We start from the raw sequence: 22920 nt of genomic DNA on the forward strand, positions 1-22920 counted from the left end.
GAGCTGCAACCTTTCCAAATTGTGTTGCGAAAGACGTCACTAGCCGCTTCGAGGAATGATGCTCGAAAACTTCAACTACATCTCGTTTGGCAACCGCTCCTGGCTTGCCGAGGACGATACGTTGATCGAGATGGGCCGGGGCCGCATGTTCGAGCATACCCCGACGGACACAGAACAGCGACTGGTCGGTTTGGACGGGCCGGCGTTGGCCTTCCTGGAAAAGTTGCCGACCTTTCTCTGCAGCGAGATCGACACGGGCCCTGACCAGCCGACGATGCTCGTCCGGTTCGGACACCTGCGGCAAATCCGCGCCGACAAGAAGGTGGTCGCTGCGCAATTCAGCACCGCAGTCAATTTTGGCGAAGTCCAGTTTCCAAGCGTCGAGGCGGCTCGCAAGGCGTTCGGAATCGTCAACTTCCAGCTTTATCGAACGCATTGGGCGGTGCGGCCTGGCAATTACCGGGATGTATTGACGAACCTTGCTGACTTCAGTGCCGGTGGGCGGGAAGCCATCGCGCGCTACGGCGACGGACGAACCGGAGTGGCGGCTGAGCCGCCCGAGCGCCGAAAGAATGAGATTGGCGAGGCCGACAGCGTCGAGAGCTTTCTCAAGGTGCTCTTCGACGTCGAAAAGGACCCGACAGCGGAAAGCTTTTACCGCGGCCATGAGGATGGCACGTTCGAACTAACGCCGTCGCTGCTCAGAAAGTGGCCGAACGGATCGTGGAAATACATGCCGGACGAGGACCGGCTCTGCAAGGAAGTGCTGATCGCTCACTACGACGAATTCCAAGGCGACCAGTACTGCTTCGATCGCTTGGTGAGAATGCAGCATTATGGCCTTCCCACCCGCTTGCTCGATATCTCAGGCAACCCCCTCGTCGCCTTGTTCTTCGCCTGTCACTGCAAGCCGGAGCTCATGGAGACGAAAGGGGAGGTGATTGTCTTTCGCATTGCGCGCGACAAGGTGAAGTACTTCGACTCCGATACGGTCAGCTGCCTAGCGAACCTCTCGAACCTGCCTCATTCCCAGAAGAGCCTGATCGACCTTCGGCTGGACGCAGTGCAGTTCAACGAGACCGATGTCGCTCGTAAGCTGCTCCATCACATCAAGTCGGAAAAGAGCTATTTTGAAGGGCGGATCAAGCCTGACGACCTCGGCTCTGTCGTGTGCGTCAAGGCAAAAAGGACCAATAGCCGGATCAAGTCCCAATCGGGTGCCTTCCTTCTCTTCGGTCATGAGGCAACGTTGCCGGAGTGGGGCAACGACGGGATCGAGGTTTCGCGGGTGACCGTGGATAACAAGGAGCATATTCTGGCACAGCTGGACGCCATCAACATCAACGCGACCACTGTCTATCCAAGCATCGATCAAACCACGGTCCACCTGCGCGATCAGCATTTGCGACCAGCCACAGAGTGAATGCGCAATCGGCCTGGAGCTGACACCAAAATCTTAGCGGGCCCAATTCAAAGCCGAGCATTGGTTAGTGACGTGGTGCTTGGTCCAAATTGCCCGCTCCCCTGTCCGCTCCAAGATAGTAAACAAAGTGTTGCGCCGCTGCTTGCGCTCCGATATTCCTAATCTGAAAGTATGCCAGACTCGCTATTTTGGAGAATGACGGTTTTTACGGCTACTTTTCTGAATTTAGATTCTTAATTTCAGAAATCTGCTCTTAGAAAAATCAACGGGTTAGAGCTAGGCTGGATTCAACTTTATTGAGACGCTACACCAAGACGCGACGATGGCCCAGACGACCCCCGCCACGCTGGCGCTGAAGCAGCTCGGAATCCGTTTCGAGCTACACAGCTATGCCTATGACCCGAATGCCGAGCGCGTCGGGTTGCAGGCGGCGGAGGCGCTGGGCGAGCCGCCCCACCGCGTGCTCAAGACATTGATCGCGCAGGTCGACGGCAAGCCGGTCTGCATCGTGCTTGCCTCCGACCGCGAGGCCAGCATGAAGAAGGTCGCGGCGGCCTTCTGCGGCAAGGCGGCGGCAATGATGCCGGTGCCCGATGCCGAGCGCTTGACCGGCTACAAGGTCGGCGGGGTCAGTCCCTTCGGCCAGAAGCGCAAATTGCCGACGATCGTGGACCAGCCGGCCTCTGCCGAGGCGCTGGTCTATGTCAATGGCGGCCAGCGCGGCCTGCAGATCGCGCTCGCGCCTGCCGATCTCCTGAGCGCGGCCAATGCCCGCAGCGCCGTCATCTCGGCCTGATAGCGGCCAATAGCCTTCCCCTGACCGCCTTCATCGCGTAGAGCGCTCTCCAATCAATTCATCCACCCCCGTCATCCCGGACAAGCCGCGAAGCGGCGCCGATCCGGGATCCATCGTAGAGCTCCGGCGCCCTTCGATGGATCCCGGGTCAAGCCCGGGATGACGGCGCGGTTCCGCCTATCGCCGCCCCACGGCGGCAATTGGCGCCGCTCCTGCCAAGGTTCCCCATTTCCATGATCCGCCTCGAGAACATCAGCAAGCAAAACGGAAAGCAGATCGTCTTCATCGAGGCCTCGGCTGGGCTTCTGAAGGGCGAGAAGGTCGGGCTGGTCGGGCCGAATGGCGCCGGCAAGACCACGCTGTTCCGGATGATCACCGGTGAGGAGGCGCCCGACGAGGGCGTGGTCTCGACCGATCGCGGCATCACCATCGGCTATTTCAGCCAGGATGTCGGCGAGATGGCCGGGCGCAGCGCCGTTGCCGAGGTGATGGACGGGGCCGGCCCTGTCAGCACGGTCGCGGCCGAGCTTGCCGAACTCGAAGCCGCCATGGTCGATCCCGACAGGGCCGACGAGATGGAGGCGATCATCACCCGCTATGGCGAGGTGCAGGGCCGGTTCGAGGAACTCGACGGCTATGCGCTCGACGGCCGCGCGCGGGAGGTGCTCGCAGGCCTCGGCTTCAGCGAGGAGATGATGGAGGGCGATGTCGGCGGCCTCTCCGGCGGCTGGAAGATGCGCGTCGCGCTCGCCCGCATCCTCTTGATGCGCCCGGATGCGATGCTGCTCGACGAGCCGTCGAACCATCTCGACCTCGAAAGCCTGATCTGGCTGGAATCCTTCCTCAAGAACTACGACGGCGCCGTGCTGATGACCTCGCATGATCGCGAGTTCATGAACCGCATCGTCGGCAAGATCATCGAGATCGATGGCGGCGCGCTGACCAGCTATTCCGGCGATTACGAGTTCTACCAGCAGCAGCGCGCGCTGGCCGAGAAGCAGATGCAGGCGCAGTTCGAGCGTCAGCAGGCGATGCTCGCCAAGGAGATCGCCTTCATCGAGCGCTTCAAGGCGCGCGCCTCCCACGCCGCGCAGGTGCAGAGCCGGGTCAAGAAGCTCGACAAGATCGAGCGTGTCGAGCCGCCGCGGCGGCGCCAGAGCGTCGCCTTCGAGTTTCAGCCGGCGCCGCGCTCCGGCGACGACGTCGTCAGCATCAAGAACGTGAACAAGGCCTATGGCAGCCGCAGCATCTATGACGGGCTGAACTTCCAGATCCAGCGCAAGGAGCGCTGGTGCGTGCTCGGCGTCAACGGCGCCGGCAAATCGACGCTGCTGAAGCTCGTCACCGGCACGACCGAGGCCGATAGCGGCACGGTCAATATCGGCGCCAGCGTCAAGCTCGGCTATTTCGCCCAGCACGCCATGGAGGTTCTCGACGGCGAGCGCACCGTGTTCGAGGCGCTGGAAGATCGCTTTCCGCAGGCCGGGCAGGGTTCGCTCCGCTCGCTCGCCGGCTGCTTCGGCTTCTCGGGCGACGATGTCGAGAAGCGTTGCCGCGTGCTGTCAGGCGGCGAGAAGGCGCGGCTCGTCATGGCGATGATGCTCTACGATCCGCCGAATTTCCTGGTGCTGGACGAGCCGACCAACCACTTGGACATCGCCACCAAGGAAATGCTGATCACCGCGCTTTCGAACTACGAGGGCACGATGCTCTTCGTCAGCCACGACCGGCATTTCCTCGCCGCGCTGTCGAACCGCCTGCTGGAGCTGACCCCGGACGGCGTCCACGCCTATGGCGGCGGCTATACCGAATACGTCGCCCGCACCGGGCAGGAAGCGCCGGGTCTGCGCAGCTAAACCTCCCCGTCACTCTCGGGCGAAGCGAAGCGCAGACCCGAGAATCTCCGGCAGGAAAAGGCGCCCTTCTCGGCACGAGATGCTCGGGTCAAGCCCGAGCATGACGAGCCCTCCCTCTACCGCGCGAAAACCGACCAGCCCGTCGCCTCGGTCAGGCGCTCCAGCGCCAGCGTGCCGAGCAGGGAATTGCCGTTGGCGTTGAGGCCGGGCGACCAGACCGCGATCGCGGCCTTGCCCGGCGCGATCGCCAAAATGCCGCCGCCGACGCCGGACTTGCCGGGCAGGCCGACCCTGAAGGCAAAATCGCCCGAGGCGTCGTAATGGCCGCAGGTCAGCATCAGCGCGTTGATGCGCCGCGCCCGCTGACCTGAGACGACGCGCGGCCCGCCGGGCTCGTAATAGCCGCCATGCATCAGGAAGCGCCCGGCCATGGCGAGCTGGCGGCAGGTCATCGCGATGGCGCATTGATGGAAATAGACGCCGAGCGTCAGTTCGGGCGCATGGGTGATGTTGCCGAAGGCCTTCATGTAATTGGCAAGCGCGATGTTGCGGAAGCCGGTCACCTGCTCGGCCCGCGCCACCGCTTCGTCGATGATGATCGTGTCGTCATCAGCAAGATAGCGCATGAAGCGCAGCAACTCACCGATGGCGACGCGCGGCTCGTGGCCGGCGAGATTGATATCGGCGACGACGAGGGCGCCGGCATTGATGAAGGGATTGCGCGGCACGCCCTGCTCGCGCTCGAGCTGGACGATCGAATTGAAGGGCGTGCCCGAAGGCTCGCGCCCGACCCGGCGCCAGAGCGTGTCGCCGACCTTGCCGAGCGCCTGCGTTAGCGCGAAGACCTTGGAGACGCTCTGGATCGAAAACGGCTCCTCGCTGTCGCCCGAGGCATGGACCTCGCCATCGGCCGTGACGACGCAGAGCCCGAACTGCCGGGGATCGATGCGGGCGAGCGGCGGGATATAGGTCGCGACCTCGCCGCGCTCCTGCGCGCCGCGCATCTCGTCGGTGATGTCGCGGACCAGCCGCCCGATATCCGTCACGCTTCCCGCCCCGGCTGTTCCGTCCCGGCGCGACAGCCAAGCCCTAGCGCGCGCCTGCGGTCAAGCGTTGAGCGAAAGCCGTTGCAGGCCAAGCAAAACTGCGGTGACCTTGAGTCTCCGAAGCCCGGAGCCATTACAATGCGCCGCGCCGCCGTCGTTCTCACCCTGATCTTCGCCGCTGCACCGGCCATGGCCCGCCCGCTCGAAAGCGAGCTGCCCCCGAAGCGGGATGCCTGCTGGGAGCGCGCCTATGACGAGGCCCATCTCAAGGCGCATCCGCAGCAGAAGGTCACCAAGATCCGCCTCGTCCACAAGCCCGGAAACTGGCAGGCCGAGCCGCATGCGGCGCTCTATGTCGCTGTTTATTTCAACCTGCGCCAGCGCACGACCACCAGCCGCTTCGACTACCAGCTCAGCGGTTTCTGCAAGCCGCAGGGCAAGGGCCTGCGCTGCGTGCCGGAATGGGATGCCGGAAGCTGGCGGCTGGAAAGCGGGCCGCAAGGCGCGCTCGATATCCGCAATGGCGGGATCACCGCCAATCCCAATCCCTATGATGCCGAGGAGATCGCCGACAACGCGGTGAAGATCCCCGCCAAGCCCGATGACGGGCTCTGGCGGCTGATGCCTGCGACGGAGCCTTGCGAGATCGAGTAGGTCTTACTGCAAGCGCGGATGGCGCCCGGCCGCGGCACGCGCGTCCAGGACGGAGCGCTGCCCGGCGATGACGCAGAGCGACTTGCCGCGCGACTTCGCCTGATAGAGTGCGGCATCGGCTGCGGCCATCAGGCTGGTCATGTCGCGGCCATGCTCCGGTGCCAACGCGATCCCGACGGAGGCGCCGATATTGAGCTGGTGGCCGCCGTCGAGTTCGTAGGGCTCAGAGATCTCGCGGACGATGCGCTCGCCGAAGCGCTGGAGCTGCACCCGCTCGGTCTGCTCGGAGAGCACGACGAACTCGTCACCGCCGATGCGCGCCGCGATATCGGTGCTGCGGACGAGACCGCGCAGGCGTTCGGCGACAAGCTGGAGAAGGGCATCGCCGGCCATATGCCCGTAATTGTCGTTGACCGCCTTGAAGCCGTCGAGATCGAGATAAACCAACGCCACACCGCGCGGCGCGGCCTCGTTCTCGAAGCGCGTTGCGAAGGCCTTGGCCAGGCCGGTCCGGTTCGACAGGCCGGTGAGCATGTCGTGTCGGGCGTGGAAGGCGTTCTCGCGCTCGGCCTGCATGGTCGAGATCAGCATGGCGTTCAGCTTGAAGGCGGCGACCGTCATGCTGAACAGGTAGAGGGGGATCTGCATGAAGGTGATCAGCAGCATCGGCTCGGAGATGAAGGGCGTCGCGAGCACGCAAGGCCCAAGGGTCAGGCCGATCATCACGCCGGCCATGCGCGGCGCGGCGAAGTTGCGGAAGCAGATGCCGCCGACCATCGCGGCAGCCGAGAGGCAGGCCAGCGTCGCGGCCACCCAATCCCCACTCGTCAGGCAGAGGAAGGTGCCGGCGCCGATGCCGGCCGCCCAGGCGACGCCGAGCAGCAGATAGAGATCGGTCGGGGTCGAGGCGCCGCGTGCAGCCCGGCGGCGGGCATGGATCAGCACGACGAGACGGATGCTGCAGCACACAAGCTCGAAGGCGCACCACAGCATGAAAGGCAGGGTCGGGATGCGCCAGGCGATCAGGAAGGAGACCGCGAGCGAATTGATCACGCCGCCGGCGAAAATCGGCAGCGTGCCGTAAAGGCTGCCGATCAGCGCGACCCGGATTTCCGGTGGCACGTCCGGCCCGGCATCCGCCAGCCAACGCGTCAGACGCCAACGCGGCAAACTGTAACGGAGGACTGCGCCACTCATCGGCTGTTTAGGCTCCTCACTGGCAGGCCGGCCAGCAAGCAGCGGGCCGCGCGTGCTGCCTAACAGCGAGGTCTTACGATTCCGTGTGGAAACGGCGACAATTCGCAGGAAACGCCAATGACGCAGCGTCAACCCGGTCAGAAATCAACGAATTTGGCGATAAACCCAAACCCGCGCCGGCGGGATGTTGCGCAGCACCCAGTCGGACACGGAGGCCTTGAGCCCCGAACCCTTGCGCGGAATCGGCGAGATCACCGAATAGGTGAACTGGATGAAGGGTGCGCCGTCCACGAGCAACGGAAACACCTCGCGCGCCAGCGCAGAGCGCGCAGCCGGCGGGCGGTTGAACAATGGCAGGCTGGAGACCAGCGCGATCGCCTTCTCCTGGAGATGGCCGGCGAGCGTCGTCGCCAGGGCATAGGCATCGCCCTGCACCACGGTCGCCCGCGGGAAGCGCTTGCGCAGCAATTCGCAGAATTCGGGGCTGTACTCGACGAGGATCAGGCGGCTTTCGTCGATACCGCGCTCGATCAGCGCCTCGGTGACCGGGCCGGTGCCAGGGCCGATCTCAATGACCGGGCCAGGCTGCTCTGGATCGACATAGGACGCCATCCGCTTGGCCAGCGCCGGGCTCGACGGCGTGACCGAGCCGGTCCGGCGGGGATCGTCGATCCAGGACTTGATGAAGCGCGCCTCGTCGCCGAGCTTCGCCTTGGCTTCGCTGACGCGATTCTTGAGCTTCTCGGCCTTGCTGCGAACCTCGCCCTCGACCTTGTAGCGGACGGCCGCGACCTTCAGCTTCGCCTCGGCCACGCAATCGACGAGATCAGCGGCGGTGACACGCATCTCGCCCTCGATCCGCGTCGCGACACGCGACTGCCCGAGACGGGCGGCCAGCGATGCGGCACGCGGTGGGCGATGGCGGATCGTCGAAGACATGACACCCCTTGAACGCCGCGGAGACGACGCGTCTGACGCAAATCACGTTACCTGCGCGGCATATGGGGTCAAGAGCGGGCTGCCGCCAAGCTTTTATTCCATGTCGAAACCGCCCGGCGCCGTCAGATCAGCGGCCTTGGGGCCATGGTTCGTTCGTAGACTGCCGCCATCCGCGCCGTCAGGTGCGGGTTCAGCAGGGTCAGCCGCCCCTGGGAGAGCGAGAACAGGCCTTCCTTGCGCAGCCGCGACCAGGTCTTGCTGGTGTGGACGAGCGAGAGGCCGAGCGCATCGGCGATCTGCTGCTGCGAAAGCGGAAAGGCGAAGCTGTCATTGGTCACGAGGCCTAGCGCATCGGCCCGGTGATGAAGCGAGATGATCAGGGCGGCGAGGCGCTCGGCCGCGTTGCGCTGCCCGACCGAGGTCAGGTTGTCGTCCACCATGCTTTCCTCGCGCGAGCCGAGCCAGGCGATCTCATAGGACAGCGTCGGCATGCGCTCGAACAAGTCCCACAGGCGCTTGCGCGGGAAGACGCAAAGCTCGACATCGGTCAGCGCCTCGATGCCATGCTCCGCAGCACTGAGCAGCGAGGCCTGCAATCCCACGAGATCGCCCGGCAGCAGGAAGTTGAGGATCTGGCGGCGCCCGTCCGGCAGCGATTTGTAGCGGAAGGCCCAGCCCGCATAGAGCGTGTAGAGTTCCGCGTCCTCCTGACCGGGATGGATGATGTCGAGGCCGGCACGCACGGTCCGGTGATCGACCTTCATCGTCTGGATGAAGCGGATCTCGTCATCGGTCTTGTCCCGGAAGGCCGGTTTCAGCCGCAAGGGACAGGCAAGGCACGGTGTGCCGAGGCGGGCCGGCCGGTTGGCGATGTTCATGGTCGAATGCGATCCCCCGATCACCGGCAGGGAGCCGGTTTCGGGACAACGCAGCGACGCGGCCCAGCGTTCCGCAAGGACATCACAACCGGCATTCTCTGCGTCTCAGGGAACCAAAGCGCCAATTCGGACGTTTTCCCTACCGAAAGCCGGTCAATCGACCGGCCAGCCCTGGAGACATACATGCCGAAGTCCAGCCTCGCGCCGGCCATGCGCGCCATCGTCTTCTTCGGCCTCATGGGGACGGCCGTGACCGGCCTGACGCTGGGTGCCGGGCTCCAGATGCCCGAAGACCAGAGTTCAACGACGGTGGCGTTGGCCAAGGGCGCGAGCGAGCGCGGCTATGCCGATAGCTTGCAGGTCGCCGCCGTGGACCATGCCGACCGCTCGCGCAGCACCGCCAAGCGCGCGATCGCCTCGCCGTCGCAGCAGGCGATGGCCGGTGGGCCGGTCACGCATATCGTGCGCTGACGCGCCAACCAGTTTCCTAGCAAACGCGCTGCCAGACTGGTCTGGCGGCGCGTTTTCGTTTGAGCCAGTGCCTCAGGAGCCGTGGCCGATCCGCCAGCGGCCCAGGCTCCGGCCATGAGGCTCCTGCGTCTGCACCGCCTCGATCTGGGTGAGCAGGCCGGCGAAAAGCCGCGGCGGCGCTCTGTGCTCGATATCGCGATCGACTTCGAGGCCGACCTCGATCGCGGAGGCGTCGACATCCAGCACCTCGACGGCGATCCGGACTCCAGGCGTACCCCGCAAGGCGCGGGACGCGACATCGGCTACGAGAAAGCCGAGCGGGATGATCCGGTCGACGGAGAGGGTCGCCGCGGTCTCGATCCGGCTCGTCACCCACTGGTCGCGGCTGCGGATCAGGTTCGAGATCATCGTGACGACATCGTCCAGGAAGAGATCGATCCGGACCGGCTGCATCTCGCCGTCGGCAAGCGTGAAGCGATAGGCTGCCGACAGCACATGCACGCGGCATTCGGCATCGGCCAGCGCCAGCCGCGCCTCGTCGCGATGATCGCGCTTGCTCAGCCCGATATAGCTCTGCACGACCTGAAGGCTGTTCTTGACCCGGTGATGCAGCTCGCGGACGAGGAAGCGGTTGTCGTCGAGCGCCGTCTGGAGCCGGCGCTGGCGAACCTCCTGCTCCTCGACCATGCCGTTGAAGGCCTCGGCGACGCTGCGGATGTCGCTCGGCATGTCCTCGGCCACAGCGGCCCGAACCCGGTTATTGGTGGTCCGCGACCGGGCCGCGACCTCGATGCCGCGCAGCCAGCGCAGGCAATGTTTCTCGATCGCCCGCATGCAGACGAGGCAGAGCAGGGCGAGCGTCAGGAGCGGCGCGAGCAGCAGCACGACGAATTGCAGCCGCGCCGCCTCGGCCGGGCGGTCATCGAAGCTCGCGACGATGTAGAAATCCGGCTCCGCGACCATCCGGGCAGCATAGACGCTCTCCTCCCCCGCACGGCTCGGGCCGGTCCAGCGGGCATGCTTCTCGGGAATCAGGTCGGTGCGCGGCAGCCAGGACATATCCCGGTTCTCACCCCGGCTGGCGACGAGGCCGGCATCGCGGCCAACCAACGCGACGTTCAGGACCTGGCCGTCCTCGCCGAGGTCGAAGACATTCTCGAGCAGTTCCGGGGAGACCAGCAGGAGCGCTTGCTGCAAGCCGCCGCTCCCGCCCGGAAGATCCGAAGCGAGGATCGCGAGATAGCGCCGCCCGCCGGCCGTGACCTGATCGTAGCGCATCCGGCCGAGATTGGCGCCGTTCCACATCCCGATGGCCGACCGGCCGGCGAGCTTGCCGGCTATGCCGTCCAGCGTTTCAGCAGAAATGTCGGGGTCGAGCGCCCCGGTGCAGAGCCGCCCGTCAGCCTGCCGCAACAGGAAGGCGCGGAACCCTCCGGCACGTTCCATCGCCTTGACGCCGGCATCGCGGCACCCGGGCGCGTCGAGGCCGAACTCCCCCGCCGTGGTGCCGAAGGCAAGCAAGGCGCGCGACATCCCGCGATACCAGACGCGGGTGCGCACCGCGAAATCATCGACGGTACGCGATTGCGCCGCCTCGATCGCGACGATCGCAGCCCGATAGGTGGCGTAGGCCGCGAAGGCCGAGGCGCAGGCGATCGGGATGGCGATCATGACCAGCAAAGCCAGCAGACGTGTCCGGACAGTGCTGAAACGCCGCAAACGCATCAGGAGCCAACAGGCTCGGAACCAACTCTCTGCATCGCCGCCGCGTTGGTGCGGCCCGGCCCGAGATCGTCGACGCTGCCGATGGAAAGCAGTTCGGCGAGTTTCGTGCGGGCGCGATTGACCCGGCTCTTGATCGTGCCGATCGCCACGCCGCAGATCTCGGCCGCTTCCTCATAGGACAGCCCGGTCGCGCCGACCATGATCAGCACCTCGCGCTGCTCCTCCGGAAGCTTCGCCAGCGCCTTGCGGAAATCGGCGAGATCGAGATGGCTCTCCTGGTTACCGTGGGTCGCCATGCGCTCGGCATAGGTGCCTTCGCTGTCCTGCACCTCGCGGCCGCGCTTGCGGTAGAGCGAGTAATAGGTGTTGCGCAGGATGGTGAAGAGCCAGGCGCGCAGGCTGGTGCCGGGTTCGAACTTGTCGGAATTGCCCCAGGCCTTCAGCAGCGTGTCCTGCACGAGGTCGTCGGCCAGCTGCATCGAGCCCGAAAGCGAGGCGGCGAAAGCGCGCAGATTGGGAATCTCGCGGATCAACCCGTCCTTGAAATCTTCGGTCCTGCGTTCCCGCGCCAGATTCTCGACCTGGCTGGCGGACGCGATCTCACTGGGACTCATCGCGCGACGCTCCAGCTGCACGCTGCTCGGTCGCCTCAAGCTGCGCCAGCAGCACGAGAAACTTGTCGGGCACGGGTGCGTTCACGATGTCGTCGTAATGGGCCTTGAGGGAGCGGCCGATGGATTCCTGCACCTTCGGGTCCAGAACCAGATCGAAACCCTCGTCGGGATCCTCCGGTTCAGTCATCGCTGCATCCAACCTGCTCATATCAGCCCTCGCACCACCACCGGGGCAGCTTTTCCAGCCATCCCCGCATCTCTACGTCCCGTCATACCTGGTCTTGCCACTTCCTGCCGGCGACGCCGAAGCGAGGTCGCGATGGCGACACCAATGCGCCTTAATAACCGGCCTCCCACCTTAAGGTTCCATGCTCCCGCGAAAATAAATTCCTTGTTTCCGACGCATCCTAAGCCATTATTCCAGCACGTTAAAAGGGACGCGTTCATGTCGATTGCAAAAGAAATTGCGCCTCATCTTCCGTATCTGCGCCGCTTCGCGCGGGCGCTCTGCGGCAGCCAGCCGAGCGGCGACGCCTATGTCGTCGCCATGCTGGAAGCATTGGTCGCGGACCCCTCCGGGTTCCCGCGCGACATCGATCCGCGCATCGGCCTGTACAAGACCTTCCTGAAGCTGTGGTCCTCGGCCAGCGTCGATGCCGCAGCCCCGATCGTGGAGCTGTCGCGCGCGCCGGCCGAGCGCAATCTCGAGGCGCTGACCCCGCGCCCGCGCCAGGCCTTCCTGCTGCGCACCGTGGAAGGCTTCCCGCTCGACGATGTCGCCAAGGTGATGGACGTCACGACCGCCGAGGCGTCCGCGCTGATCCAGACCGCCGGGCAGGAAATCGCCGAGCAGGTGGCGACCGAGGTGCTGATCATCGAGGACGAGCCGATCATCGCGCTCGACATCGAGACGATGGTCGAGGAGCTCGGCCATACCGTCACCGGCGTCGCCCGCACCCAGCGCGAGGCGCTCGCGCTCGTCGCCAAGCGGCGGCCGGGCCTGGTGCTTGCCGATATCCAGCTCGCCGATGGCAGCTCGGGCCTCGACGCCGTCAACGAGATCCTGTCCTCTATCGACGTGCCGGTGATCTTCATCACCGCCTATCCCGAGCGGCTCCTGACCGGCGACCGGCCGGAGCCCGCTTTCCTGATCACCAAGCCGTTCCAGCCGGAGGCTGTGAAGGCCGCGATCAGCCAGGCTCTGTTCTTCGACCGCCGCGCCGGCCGCAAGGCCGCCTGACGCCTCGACCATCGTCGAAAGCGATCAAGGCCCGCGGCGCTAATCCGCGGGCCTTTTTTCTTGCCGTCCGGAACCAGAGCGGAAATGATGCGTTCCGCGTTGAATGACAGTTTCGTTTGCAGTTGGGGAGGGCGTGGATCATGGCGACGACCTGCTTCTCGGCCGCGATCGCGGCACTATCGATCGGGACTGCCCTCTTCTCAGGATTCATCCAACCGGGAGCCCCGAGCGCGGAGATTCTCTCCCTCGCGCTCGCCGGCCTGACCGGTCTGGCGATCGCCAGCGCCTCGGCCCTGGACAGCTAGTCAGCCACGACAATCAAGCCGCTGGCAGGCGCAAGGCGTCGTGCGACGCAGGCGCGTGGCCTAGCGGCGGCCGAGGGATCGTCGCGCGTATCGCGGCCATTGGAATCGTGCTCCTGCCGATCGGCGCCGTCGCCGCTCCGGCCACCGCGCCACTGTCCCAGCAGCGCCCCCCGCCGCGCCCGCCAGAACTGCGGCCGTCCATGCCGAGCGCCCCGGCGCCGACCGAAGCGCCTGAGGCCGTACCGCCGCCATCCAGCGCAACAAGCCCAGCACCGCCATCCGAACAGCCATCATGCGTTGCCGCACTCGCCGCCATCCCCGGCAACCGCGTCCTGCCGGCCAGCCCCGATCCCAAAAACACCGACCCGGCCTGTCGCGTCAGCGAACCCGTCCGGGTCGAGGCTCTCGCCATCAGGCGGCCGGGCGGCAGCGCCAGCGTATCCTTCGATCCCCCGCCGGTGCTGAGCTGCGCCATGGCGAAGACCCTGGTCGGCTGGCTCGACGGCAGCGTCCAGCCTTTGGCGCGCGGCCATTTCGAGCGCGACCTCGTGGCCCTGCGCGTCGGCGGCGGGCATGAATGCCGGCGGCGCAACCGGGCCTCGGCCGGCCCTGTCAGCGAACACGCGACAGGCCAGGCACTCGATATCTTCGCTTTCAAGCTGGGGAGCGACGACGGCGCGTCACAAGTCGTGGTGGAGAAGCCGGAAGGTCTGGCGCAGAACCGCTTCCTCGATGCTGTCAGGCAATCGGCCTGCGGTGCCTTCATGACCACGCTGGGGCCGGGCTCGGACGCGGCCCATGCCAATCACCTGCACATCGATATCCAGGAGCGACGTTCTCGCGCCTCCCGCTTCTGCCAATAACGAGGCGAGAGCATTTTCGCGCGAAGTGGGCGCAGGTTCACGTGGAGAACCGAAGGTCGGCGCCAGCGAATATGCGATAAACCAGCGGCCCTAGTGCGGAAACTCGGCCGGGCCAAAGCGCAGAAGGAAGCCTTGCTGGTCGTCGCCCGGAGCGATATCGCCAACCAGCCGCGGGCCGCTGCGGCGCGCGACCATCACCGCCAGCGCGGCCTCCTGATCGAGACCCGTGGCGACGAGATCCTCCAGCTCCCAGAAAGGCGGCAGCGCCGTCAGGGTTTCGGGATCGATTATTGTTGGGGTTTCCCCACGTGGACGACTCACGGACATCGACATTCCCATGCCAAGATGAAACGCCAACGCTACAAACTCTTCCCGGTTCCCTAACCCGGAACTGTGGGTTTCTTGGGGCGTTCGTACCGCCAGTTCACCAGGAGCATTCGAGATGAGCCTTGGGCATTGCCGACCCTGTCTAACCGCCCTTGCCCTCGTCGGCCTCATAGGAATGCACGAGCCTGCCGCCGCGCAGCCCGCCGGCCCGCCGACCGGGCGCCTGTCCTGCACCGTCGGCACCAATTTCGCCGCCATCGCCAAGTCCCAGCGCCCGGCGGAATGCCGCTTCAGGCCGCGCCGCGGGCCGATCCAGCACTATAACGGGATCGTCCGCAGCTTCAGCCTGGACCTCGGCTCGGTACGCACTGCGACCATGGTCTGGCGCGTCTACGGCCCCTATGCGCGCGCGCCGCTCGGCGCGCTCAGCGGCTCGTTCAAGAGCGGCAGCGCGACCGCTCCCTCCGCGCCCGGCAATGCACTGGTCGGTGGCAAGGACAACGAGGCGACCTTGCTGCCATTGCCGCTCCAGGGCAATCGCGGCATCAATGTCGCCATCGGCGTCACGGCTCTCGACCTGACGCTGGTCGAGCCCGGGCGCCGACGCTAACGTCAACGAACTGCGGGCAGGCTTACCCTTTACTAACCTTGACTGGTCAAAATCGACTCAAATCCCAAGCTTTCCGCCAGCGCATGGCGTAAAAGCAGGAACATCGCCAATCCTGTCACGTTGAGACGGCGTAACAGGATTGCAGTGTGAGTGAGAGAGCCGGTCAATGGCTGATATCCGCGTACTCATCGTCGAAGACGACCCGTTCATCGCGATGGACATCGAAAGCGCCGTGGCCGAACAGCTCGGCGACGGTGTCGAGCTGATCATCGTCGAATCCGTGGCCGAGGCGCGGCGGATGACGGCGCAGCAACTGGCGTGCGCCCTGCTCGACATCGATGTCGTCGGTGGCAAGACTTTCGACGTGGCGAGCACGCTTCAGGAAAGCGGGACGCCCTTTGCCTTCGTCTCGGGTTCGGCGCCGCATGAGGTGCCGGCGACGCTGCGCGGCGCCCGTTTCCTGCGCAAGCCGTTCTCGACGCGCGAGGTCGCGGCCTTCGTGAAAAGCGCGGTGGGTATGCCTCGCCTCAAGGCGGTGCAAGGCTGACGCCGCACCATCAGGCCTGAGCCTGGAGGCTTTCCCGCTTCGGAAAGACGATCGTCACCTGCGTGCCCGGACGCTCGGCCTGTTCCGGGTGCACCGGCTCCGAGGTCATCGTCGCCCGCATGCTGCGCAGCAGGCTCGCGATCACCGTCTGGCCAAGGCCCTTGCTCGCCGTCTCCGGTGGCATGCCGACGCCGTCATCCTCGATCGACAGCGCAAGCGCCGGCTCCCCGTCATGCTCCGTCGGCGCGAAGCGGATGACGATCCGGCCCGACATGCCCTCGGGAAAGGCATGCTTGATGGCGTTGGTGACGAGCTCGTTGACGATGACGACGAAGGACACCGCGTCGCGGCCCGGCAGGCGGATCGATTCCATGTCGAGATCGATCCGGATCGGCCGGCCTTCCGCCGATTTTCCGATCTCGGCGAGCAGATCTTCCATATAGGGCCGCGCATCGATCTCGTCGGTCTCGATGTCGAGACGCAGGCGCCGCTGCCCGGCCGCGATCGCCTGGATGCGCGACTGCGCCTGTCCCAGCGCGGCCTTGACCGCCGGCTCGCGCGTCTGCCGGCTCTGCACGTTGAGCAGCGCCGAGACCATGGCGAGGTTGTTGCCGACCCGGTGGTTGACGTCGCGCAGCAGCGCCTCGATGCGCAGGCGCTCGCTTTCGAGCTGCCGCGTGCGCTCGCCAACGATGCGCTCCAGCTCGGCGTTGCTGACGGCGAGCGCGGTGCTGCGACGCTGGCGGCTGCGCAATTGCTGCCAGGCGGCGAAGGCGAGCCCGGCGAGCGCGATGACGATGCCCGTGCTGCCCCAGAGGCGGCGGCGCTCCTCCCGGCTGTAGAGCGACCTCAAACGGATGTTCTCGCTCTGCTGGATCTCCTGGACGGTATCGCGCAGCCCTTCCATGGCGGCGGTGCCGGCGTCGCTGCGGACCAGCGCCAGCGCCTCCGTCCGGCGGCCCGCGCGTTCCAGCGAGATTGTCCGGTCGAGCTCCGCGAATTTGACGCCCATGTTCTCGCGCAAGATTCTGACCCGCTCCTTCTGGGCCGGGTCGGCATCGACCAGCGCCGTCAGGATATCGAGTTCGGGTCCCGCGGCGGCCCGGCCCTCGGTGAAGGGTTCGAGATAAGCGGCCTGCCCGGTCAGCAGGAAGCCGCGCTGCCCGGTCTCGGCATCGCGCATCCGGCCGAGGAAGCGCTCGGCCCGCTCACGGATCTCGATCGCATGGGAGACGCGGTCCGCCGTCTGCCGCGCCTGCCAGTTGATCCAGGCGGCCAGCACCACCGCGAGCGCCACCACCGCGATCGCGATGATCGTGGTCGTGGCCGAACGGACGCGCGCGCCGAAGACCGGAAAAACCGGCAGCGGAAAGCGGTTGCGGGGCCTCACCTGAGCAGACATGCAAGTCTTGTTAAGGGACGCATGCCGACATCCCTATGTAAAAAGACATGCTTCGTCCATGCCTGCCGATTCACACGGAATCAGGCTTCCGCATCGTCATCATCGCCGCCCGCGACGATCTGGCGGCCCAGAATCGCACCGAGCACGACGATGCCGCCGGCAAGCGCCATGCGCCAGCTGAGCCGCGAGCCGATCAGCTTGGCGGCGATAGGCGCCGCCGCAAGGGCCGCCGTCGCGGCCGGGCGCGGCGGCCGGCGCCGCCCCTTGACGACAAGCGCGATGCAGATGGCGAAAAGCCCGGCCAGGAACAGGCCGCCGGCGACCCAGAGGCTCGCGGCGATCGCGCCATAGCGCTGCTCCAGCACGGTATGCAGGGCATTCAGCGCATAGCCGCCAGCGCAGAGCATGAGCAGGACGGCAAGGCCGAACAGGCCGTAGACGGTGACATTACGCCTCACCACCCCGGAGACCTCCGAGGCGATGAAGGAACCGATCCCCCCGAACATGGTCAGCGTGCCGACAGGAAGCCGACGAACAGGCCGACCGCCGCCGCGATGCCGAGCGCACGCAGCGGCCGCTCGCGGATCTCGTCCTCGATCAACTGCTGCAACTCGGTCGCCTGTTCCTTGGCGACATCGACCATCTTGTCGGTATCGACGCCGACGGCGCGCAGACGCTCGCTGACGGTGGCGGCGATGTCCTCGGCGCTGCGGGTCAGGGTGTCCTCAAGCGCGCTCGCCTGGCGCTTGGCGCGGGCTCCGGCCTGGCGCGCCTCGGCCGCGACATCCTCGGCGCCGGCCTCGACCTCGGCCTTCGCGCGTTTGGCAGCGGCGGCAGCCTGACGTTTCGCGGATGTCGTGGTGGCCATGGCGGTGTCGTCCTGTCGCTGTTGGAAGTTTCGATGGTGGCGGGGAGATGCGGCTGCCGCAAGGGCTTCCGCCTGTTTTGGCAACGCATAGGCGTGACTTCAGTTCCGGAAGCCGCGATCAGGCGGCCTTCGCCTCACCGGCCTCCTCGGCATCCGCCTTCACCTTGTCGCGGCGATAACGCGCGAACTCCTCCTGCGCGACCATGGCGACGATGACGATCGGCGTCGAGAGCACCGCGCCGACCGGCCCCCAGAGCCAGAGCCAGAAGATGAAGGCGATGAAGACGAGGAAGGGCGAGATCGTCAGGCGGTTGCCGACGAAGACGGGCGTGACTGCATTCCCCTCGATCAGGTGCAGGACGTAATATGCGGTCGCCGGCCAGAGCGCCGCAAGGATCGAGGGCGCATCGAGCAGAGCGCCCGCGAGCAGCAGGATCGCGACGATGATCGGGCCGATGAAAGCGAGATAGTTGAGCAGGAAGGCGAGCGCCCCCCAGAACACCGGGAAAGGCAGCCCGGCAATCCAGGCGATCGCCATGGTGAGGACGCCCATGCCGAGATTGATCGTCGTCACCAGCGCGAAATAGCGGGCGACGCGGGCCTCGATCTCCTCGAAGAACGAGCCGGCCGAGCGGCGTGCGCCGCGGCCGAGACAGAGCCTCAGCACCCGCGCCTTGAGATGGCGGCGGGTCGCCAGCCAGAAATAGATCGTCGCGACGAAGATCAGCATGCCGCCGGCCGCCGTCGAGGAGGACATGGCGATGTCGAAGAGCGGATTGCCCTGGGAGACGCTGAGCTCGGCACCCTTGCCGGTGATCGAGGCGATGCCGCGCTTGAACTCGTCCATGAAGACGAAGACGCCCGCGAGCTTGGTCTTGAGCGCCGCCATCATGGCCGGGGCTTGATCGCTCCAGCCGGCGACCGGCACGGCGAGGATCGCGATGGCGGCGAGCAACAGGCCGATGAAGAGCAGCACGACCAAGGCGGCGGCCGCATGCTGCGGCACACGATGGCGCGCCAGCACATCGACGAGCGGGCCGAGCACGAGCCCGAAGATCACCCCCGCCACGACCGGCATGGCGATGACCTTGGTCAGTGCCAGCGAGGCCGTCGCGAGAATGACGAAGATGCCGACGATGGCGTAGCGCACGATGAGATCATGCTCTGAGGGCGTGACCTCCGCGGTTTCCTCCACCACCGGTTCCGGTTCCGCCATGTACCGCGGAAACGGCCGCCAGGCCGATGAGCTGAGCATGTCTTCGATTCCAACGCGCGACCCGCGCCCCCCTGGCGCGTCGGAGGGATCAACGCCGGAAGGATCGGCCGGGTTCCGGCTGGTCGGAGGCTCTCAGTGCGCCTCGTCCCAGTTGTCGGCGGCGCGGGCCTCGACCGCGAGCGGCACGCGCAATTGCACGGCCGGGTGCGGCGCCTCGATCATGACCTTCTCGATGATCGGCAGGGTCTTCTCGACCTCGGCCTCCGGCACCTCGAAGACGAGTTCGTCATGGACCTGCAGGAGCATGCGGGCATTCAGCCGGTTGGCGGCGAGCGCCGAGTCCATGCGGGTCATCGCGCGGCGGATGATGTCGGCGGCCGAGCCCTGGATCGGGGCGTTGATCGCCTGACGCTCGACGAAGGCGCGCTCGGACGGATTCTTCGAGGCGACCGCCGGGAAATGGCAGACGCGGCCGAAGATCGTGGTGACCTGGCCATGGGCGCGGACATGGGTCTTGGTCTGGTCCATGTAGTCGCGGATGCCGGGGAAACGCTCGAAATACTTGCGGATATAGGCGCTGGCCTCCTCGCGACCGATGCCGAGCTGGTTCGCAAGGCCGAAGGCCGAGATGCCGTAGATGATGCCGAAATTGATCGCCTTGGCGCGGCGGCGCACCTCGCTCGGCATGCCCTGGACCGGCACGCTGAACATCTCGGAGGCCGTCATCGCGTGAATGTCGATACCATCCGCGAAGGCCTGCCGGAGCTGCGGGATCTCCGCGATATGGGCGAGCAGGCGCAATTCGATCTGGCTGTAATCGGCCGAGACCAGCTTGTAGCCCTTTTCGGGCACGAAGGCGGTCCTGATCTTGCGGCCGGCCTCGGTGCGGATCGGGATGTTCTGCAGATTCGGCTCAGAGGAAGAGAGCCGGCCCGTGGTGGTTGCCGCCAGCGCATAGGAGGTGTGGACCCGGTTGGTCTCGGGGTTCACATAGCCCGGCAGCGAATCCGTATAAGTCGACTTGAGCTTGGCGAGCTGGCGCCATTCGAGAATCTTGGAGGGCAGCGCGTGGCCCTGCTCGGCGAGGTCTTCGAGCACGCCGGCACCCGTCGCCCATTGACCGGTCGCGGTCTTCTTGGCGCCTTCCAGCCCCATCTTGCCGAACAGGATGTCGCCGAGCTGCTTCGGGCTGCCGATCGTGAACTTCTCGCCGGCGAGTTCGTAGATCTCGTCCTCAAGCCGCGCCAAGCCCTGCGCGAAATCGCCGGAGAGCCGGGAGAGGATCTGCCGGTCGATCGCAATGCCGCGGCGCTCCATCTTGGCGAGGACCTCGACCATCGGCCGTTCCAGCACCTCGTAGACCGCCGTCTTCTTCTCGGCGACGAGGCGCGGCTTCAGCGCGAGCCAGAGCCGGAGCGTGACGTCGGCATCCTCGGCGGCGTAGTCGGTCGCCTTGTCGAGTGGGACCTTGTCGAAGGTGACCTGATTCTTGCCGGTTCCCGCAACCTGGGAATACGGAATCGTCTCGTGGCCGAGATGCAGCTCCGCGAGACGGTCCATGCCGTGCGTGTTGCTGCCGGCATCGAGCGCATAGGAGATCAGCATCGTGTCCTCGATCGGGGACACACTGAGGCCATGGCGTTCCAGAACCAGCAGGTCGTATTTCAGGTTCTGGCCGATCTTGAGCACGCCGGCATCGGCGAGCAGCGGCTTCAGCGCGGCGACGGCCTGCGCCATCGGGATCTGGCCGGCCAACAGGCCCTCGTCGAAGAGGCCGCCATCGCCGCCACGATGCTGGAGCGGGATGTAGCAGGCCCGGCCCGGCGCGACCGCGAGCGAGATGCCGGCGAGGTCGGCCTGCATCGCGTCGAGCGAGGTGGTCTCGGTGTCGAGCGCGACGTAGCCCACCTCATAGGCCCAGCCGATCCAGCGTTCGAGATCGGCGAGCGTGCGCACGCATTCGTATTTCGAGCGGTCGATCTTGCCGGCGATCGCCTCGTTCTTGCGCGAAGCTGCGAGATCGCCCGGCTTCAGCCAGCCGTCTTCGCCAGCAGGAGTGCCTGAGGTAGCGGCGGCGGGCGCAGGAGTGGCGGCCGGGGTAGCACCGAACGCGCCGTCCTCGGCGGCATCGGCGCCGGCATAGAGCGCCTTGAGCTCGGCGGCGCGCGCGCCGCCCGGAGCCAGAGCCGGATCGGCATCGACGGCGCCGACATCCGCCTCATAGGCCTCGGCGACGCGCTTGGTGATGGTGGTGAACTCCATCGCCTTGAGGAAGGCGATGAGCTTGGCCGGATCGGGCTGCTCCAGCGTCAGGTTCTCCAGCGGCGTCTCGACCTTCACGTCGTCGACGAGGCTGACGAGCTTGTGGGAGATGCGGACCTTCTCGATTACCTCGGGATTGGTCAGCGTCTCCCGGCGCTTCGGCTGCTTGATCTCGCCGGCACGCGCGAGCAGGGTTTCGAGATCGCCGTATTCGCCAATGAGCTGGGCCGCCGTCTTGATGCCGATGCCGGGCGCGCCCGGCACGTTGTCGGTGGCGTCACCCGCCAGCGCCTGCACGTCGGTGACCTTGTCCGGCATGACGCCGAAATACTCGACGACCTCGGGCTCGCCGATGCGACGCTCGGCGCGGAAGCCGGCGCCCTTCTTCTGGTCGCCGGAGGCCGGGTCGTACATGGCGACGCCCGGCTTCACGAGCTGCATCAGGTCCTTGTCGGCGGAGACGATCAGGACATCGGCACCGGCCTCGCGAGCCTGTTTCGCATAGGTCGCGATCAGGTCGTCGGCCTCGTAGACATCCTGCTCCACGGGAATCAGGCCGAAGGCCCGCACCGCCTCGCGCATCAGCGGGAATTGCGGAATGAGATCGGGCGGCGGGTCGGAGCGATTGCCCTTGTAGGCCGGGTAGATCGCCTTGCGGAACGAATTCTCAGACTTGTCGAAGACGATGGCGAGATGGGTCGGCCGCACGCCGAGAACGCCCTCGCGCACGAACTGGAAGAGCTTCGTCGCGAAGAGCCGGACCGCGCCGGAGGGCAGGCCGTCCGAGCGGGCATTGTATTTCCGGTCCTGGTTGATCGACTGGAAATAGGCTCGGAAAATGAAGTTCGAACCGTCGACCAGGAAGAGATGGTCGCCGGGCTTCAGGGCGGGGGCGGTGGTGGCTTTCTCGCTCATGGCGCGGACCATAAGCGGGCCGGCGCAACGGGTCCATTGCATCCGGCCCGCGATTCGCAGCAAGCTGACCAAATTGCGTCAGGAGCGAAGCGCCCGTGAGTCCCTATGTCACCATGCCCCTCGTGTTCGAGGGCGTCCCGGAAGCGGAGATGCAGGGGCGGGCCGACGCCTTCCTCGCCCGCATGCGCAAGCGCCGCACGGTGCGTGACTTCTCGGACAGGTCGGTGCCGCGGGAGCTGATCGAGACGGCGGTGCGCGTCGCCGGAACCGCCCCGTCCGGTGCCAACCAGCAGCCCTGGAGCTTCGTCTGCATTGCCGACCCCCGGCACAAGAAGCTGATCCGCGAGGGCGCGGAAGAGGAGGAGCGCGCCTTTTATGCCGGCCGCGCCGGCGAGGAATGGCTGGATGCGCTCGCCCATCTCGGCACGGACGACCAGAAGCCCTTCCTGGAGACCGCGCCCTGGCTGATCGCGATCTTCGCGCAGCGCTGGGGCCATGATGCCGAGGGCAACAGGATCAAGCACTATTACGTGCCGGAATCGGTCGGCATCGCCACCGGCTTCCTGATCGCGGCGCTACATGATGCGGGGCTTGCGACGCTGACGCATACGCCGGCGCCGATGAACTTCCTCAACGAGCTCTGCGGACGGCCCGACAACGAGAAGGCGCTGATCCTGCTCGTCGTCGGCTATCCCAAGGAGGATTGCCTCGTCCCCGCCATCGGCAAGAAGCCGCTGGAGGAGATCGCGACCTTCCTCTGAAGGCG

General features: G+C 66.0%; 24 protein-coding genes. 11 read left to right on the plus strand and 13 right to left on the minus strand.

What is annotated here, in order from left to right; translation table 11 throughout:
- Window positions 1-55 precede the first annotated feature (55 nt).
- The 3 genes from AC07NY_RS21915 to AC07NY_RS21925 all read left to right on the plus strand — a co-directional run bounded on the left by AC07NY_RS21915 (window position 56) and on the right by AC07NY_RS21925 (window position 4075).
- Window positions 56-1423, plus strand: coding sequence for an FRG domain-containing protein (locus tag AC07NY_RS21915; RefSeq protein WP_494585576.1), 1368 nt, complete (start codon window positions 56-58; stop codon window positions 1421-1423).
- Window positions 1424-1745: 322 nt separating this feature from the next.
- Window positions 1746-2219, plus strand: coding sequence for a Cys-tRNA(Pro) deacylase (ybaK, locus tag AC07NY_RS21920; RefSeq protein WP_494585577.1), 474 nt, complete (start codon window positions 1746-1748; stop codon window positions 2217-2219).
- A 233-nt stretch (window positions 2220-2452) separates the two neighbouring features.
- Window positions 2453-4075, plus strand: coding sequence for an ABC-F family ATP-binding cassette domain-containing protein (locus AC07NY_RS21925; protein ID WP_494585578.1), 1623 nt, complete (start codon window positions 2453-2455; stop codon window positions 4073-4075).
- A gap of 116 nt (window positions 4076-4191) precedes the next feature.
- Here AC07NY_RS21925 and AC07NY_RS21930 read toward each other — a convergent pair whose 3' ends face one another.
- Complete coding sequence (locus AC07NY_RS21930) at window positions 4192-5121, minus strand: glutaminase (protein ID WP_494585579.1); 930 nt, start codon at window positions 5119-5121, stop codon at window positions 4192-4194.
- Between the two features lie 138 nt (window positions 5122-5259).
- On the opposite strand from AC07NY_RS21930, the gene AC07NY_RS21935 reads away from it, so the two are divergent.
- Window positions 5260-5775 carry a hypothetical protein gene (locus tag AC07NY_RS21935; protein ID WP_494585580.1) on the plus strand — a complete coding sequence of 172 codons (516 nt, stop codon included), beginning with the start codon at window positions 5260-5262 and terminating at the stop codon, window positions 5773-5775.
- A 3-nt stretch (window positions 5776-5778) separates the two neighbouring features.
- Here the strand turns inward: AC07NY_RS21935 and AC07NY_RS21940 are convergent, their stop codons facing one another.
- The 3 genes from AC07NY_RS21940 to AC07NY_RS21950 form a co-directional block, all read right to left on the minus strand.
- Window positions 5779-6972: a GGDEF domain-containing protein gene (locus AC07NY_RS21940; protein WP_494585581.1), complete on the minus strand. Its 1194-nt coding sequence runs from the start codon at window positions 6970-6972 to the stop codon at window positions 5779-5781.
- Window positions 6973-7116: 144 nt separating this feature from the next.
- Complete coding sequence (locus tag AC07NY_RS21945) at window positions 7117-7911, minus strand: class I SAM-dependent methyltransferase (RefSeq protein ID WP_494585582.1); 795 nt, start codon at window positions 7909-7911, stop codon at window positions 7117-7119.
- 122 nt (window positions 7912-8033) lie between these two features.
- Window positions 8034-8789: a Crp/Fnr family transcriptional regulator gene (locus AC07NY_RS21950; protein WP_494585583.1), complete on the minus strand. Its 756-nt coding sequence runs from the start codon at window positions 8787-8789 to the stop codon at window positions 8034-8036.
- A gap of 183 nt (window positions 8790-8972) precedes the next feature.
- Here AC07NY_RS21950 and AC07NY_RS21955 point away from each other — a divergent pair, with 183 nt between their 5' ends.
- Complete coding sequence (locus tag AC07NY_RS21955) at window positions 8973-9260, plus strand: hypothetical protein (RefSeq protein ID WP_257733232.1); 288 nt, start codon at window positions 8973-8975, stop codon at window positions 9258-9260.
- 72 nt (window positions 9261-9332) lie between these two features.
- Here the strand turns inward: AC07NY_RS21955 and AC07NY_RS21960 are convergent, their stop codons facing one another.
- From AC07NY_RS21960 to AC07NY_RS21970, 3 genes are read right to left on the minus strand one after another with little or no spacing between them, the layout of a single operon-like run.
- On the minus strand, window positions 9333-10931 hold the full coding sequence (locus AC07NY_RS21960) for a histidine kinase dimerization/phosphoacceptor domain -containing protein (protein WP_494585584.1): 1599 nt from the start codon (window positions 10929-10931) through the stop codon (window positions 9333-9335).
- A gap of 53 nt (window positions 10932-10984) precedes the next feature.
- Window positions 10985-11599, minus strand: a complete 615-nt coding sequence (locus AC07NY_RS21965; protein ID WP_494585585.1) for a sigma-70 family RNA polymerase sigma factor — start codon at window positions 11597-11599, stop codon at window positions 10985-10987.
- Entirely contained in the window at window positions 11586-11786 is a 201-nt protein-coding gene (locus AC07NY_RS21970) for a NepR family anti-sigma factor (RefSeq protein WP_494585586.1), read from the minus strand. The genes AC07NY_RS21965 and AC07NY_RS21970 overlap by 14 nt, the downstream gene beginning before the upstream one ends.
- A gap of 258 nt (window positions 11787-12044) precedes the next feature.
- On the opposite strand from AC07NY_RS21970, the gene AC07NY_RS21975 reads away from it, so the two are divergent.
- The 3 genes from AC07NY_RS21975 (at window position 12045) to AC07NY_RS21985 (ending at window position 14007) form a co-directional block, all read left to right on the plus strand.
- Window positions 12045-12839, plus strand: coding sequence for a response regulator (locus tag AC07NY_RS21975; RefSeq protein ID WP_494585587.1), 795 nt, complete (start codon window positions 12045-12047; stop codon window positions 12837-12839).
- 140 nt (window positions 12840-12979) lie between these two features.
- Window positions 12980-13144 carry a hypothetical protein gene (locus AC07NY_RS21980; RefSeq protein WP_257733228.1) on the plus strand — a complete coding sequence of 55 codons (165 nt, stop codon included), beginning with the start codon at window positions 12980-12982 and terminating at the stop codon, window positions 13142-13144.
- 200 nt (window positions 13145-13344) lie between these two features.
- On the plus strand, window positions 13345-14007 hold the full coding sequence (locus AC07NY_RS21985; RefSeq protein ID WP_494585751.1) for an extensin-like domain-containing protein: 663 nt from the start codon (window positions 13345-13347) through the stop codon (window positions 14005-14007).
- 90 nt (window positions 14008-14097) lie between these two features.
- Here AC07NY_RS21985 and AC07NY_RS21990 read toward each other — a convergent pair whose 3' ends face one another.
- Entirely contained in the window at window positions 14098-14364 is a 267-nt protein-coding gene (locus AC07NY_RS21990; protein ID WP_494585588.1) for a hypothetical protein, read from the minus strand.
- Between the two features lie 145 nt (window positions 14365-14509).
- On the opposite strand from AC07NY_RS21990, the gene AC07NY_RS21995 reads away from it, so the two are divergent.
- On the plus strand, window positions 14510-14944 hold the full coding sequence (locus tag AC07NY_RS21995; RefSeq protein ID WP_494585589.1) for a DUF992 domain-containing protein: 435 nt from the start codon (window positions 14510-14512) through the stop codon (window positions 14942-14944).
- A 166-nt stretch (window positions 14945-15110) separates the two neighbouring features.
- Complete coding sequence (locus tag AC07NY_RS22000) at window positions 15111-15491, plus strand: response regulator (RefSeq protein ID WP_492286937.1); 381 nt, start codon at window positions 15111-15113, stop codon at window positions 15489-15491.
- 10 nt (window positions 15492-15501) lie between these two features.
- Here AC07NY_RS22000 and AC07NY_RS22005 read toward each other — a convergent pair whose 3' ends face one another.
- From AC07NY_RS22005 to polA, 5 genes are all read right to left on the minus strand, one after another.
- A complete protein-coding gene (locus AC07NY_RS22005) occupies window positions 15502-16893 on the minus strand; it encodes a sensor histidine kinase (protein WP_494585590.1) in 1392 nt (463 codons plus the stop codon).
- A gap of 80 nt (window positions 16894-16973) precedes the next feature.
- Entirely contained in the window at window positions 16974-17399 is a 426-nt protein-coding gene (locus tag AC07NY_RS22010; RefSeq protein WP_492286939.1) for a hypothetical protein, read from the minus strand.
- Window positions 17400-17401: 2 nt separating this feature from the next.
- Window positions 17402-17761 (minus strand): glycine zipper domain-containing protein, encoded by a 360-nt coding sequence (locus AC07NY_RS22015; RefSeq protein WP_492286940.1) that lies wholly within the window; start codon window positions 17759-17761, stop codon window positions 17402-17404.
- A 118-nt stretch (window positions 17762-17879) separates the two neighbouring features.
- Window positions 17880-18956, minus strand: a complete 1077-nt coding sequence (locus AC07NY_RS22020; protein ID WP_494585591.1) for an AI-2E family transporter — start codon at window positions 18954-18956, stop codon at window positions 17880-17882.
- Between the two features lie 153 nt (window positions 18957-19109).
- Window positions 19110-22154, minus strand: a complete 3045-nt coding sequence (gene polA, locus AC07NY_RS22025; RefSeq protein WP_494585592.1) for a DNA polymerase I — start codon at window positions 22152-22154, stop codon at window positions 19110-19112.
- 95 nt (window positions 22155-22249) lie between these two features.
- Between polA and AC07NY_RS22030 the strand changes: the two genes are divergently transcribed.
- Entirely contained in the window at window positions 22250-22915 is a 666-nt protein-coding gene (locus AC07NY_RS22030; protein WP_494585593.1) for a nitroreductase family protein, read from the plus strand.
- Window positions 22916-22920 lie beyond the last annotated feature (5 nt).

Source organism: Allobosea sp. GW821-FHT09G06 (assembly GCF_059416005.1).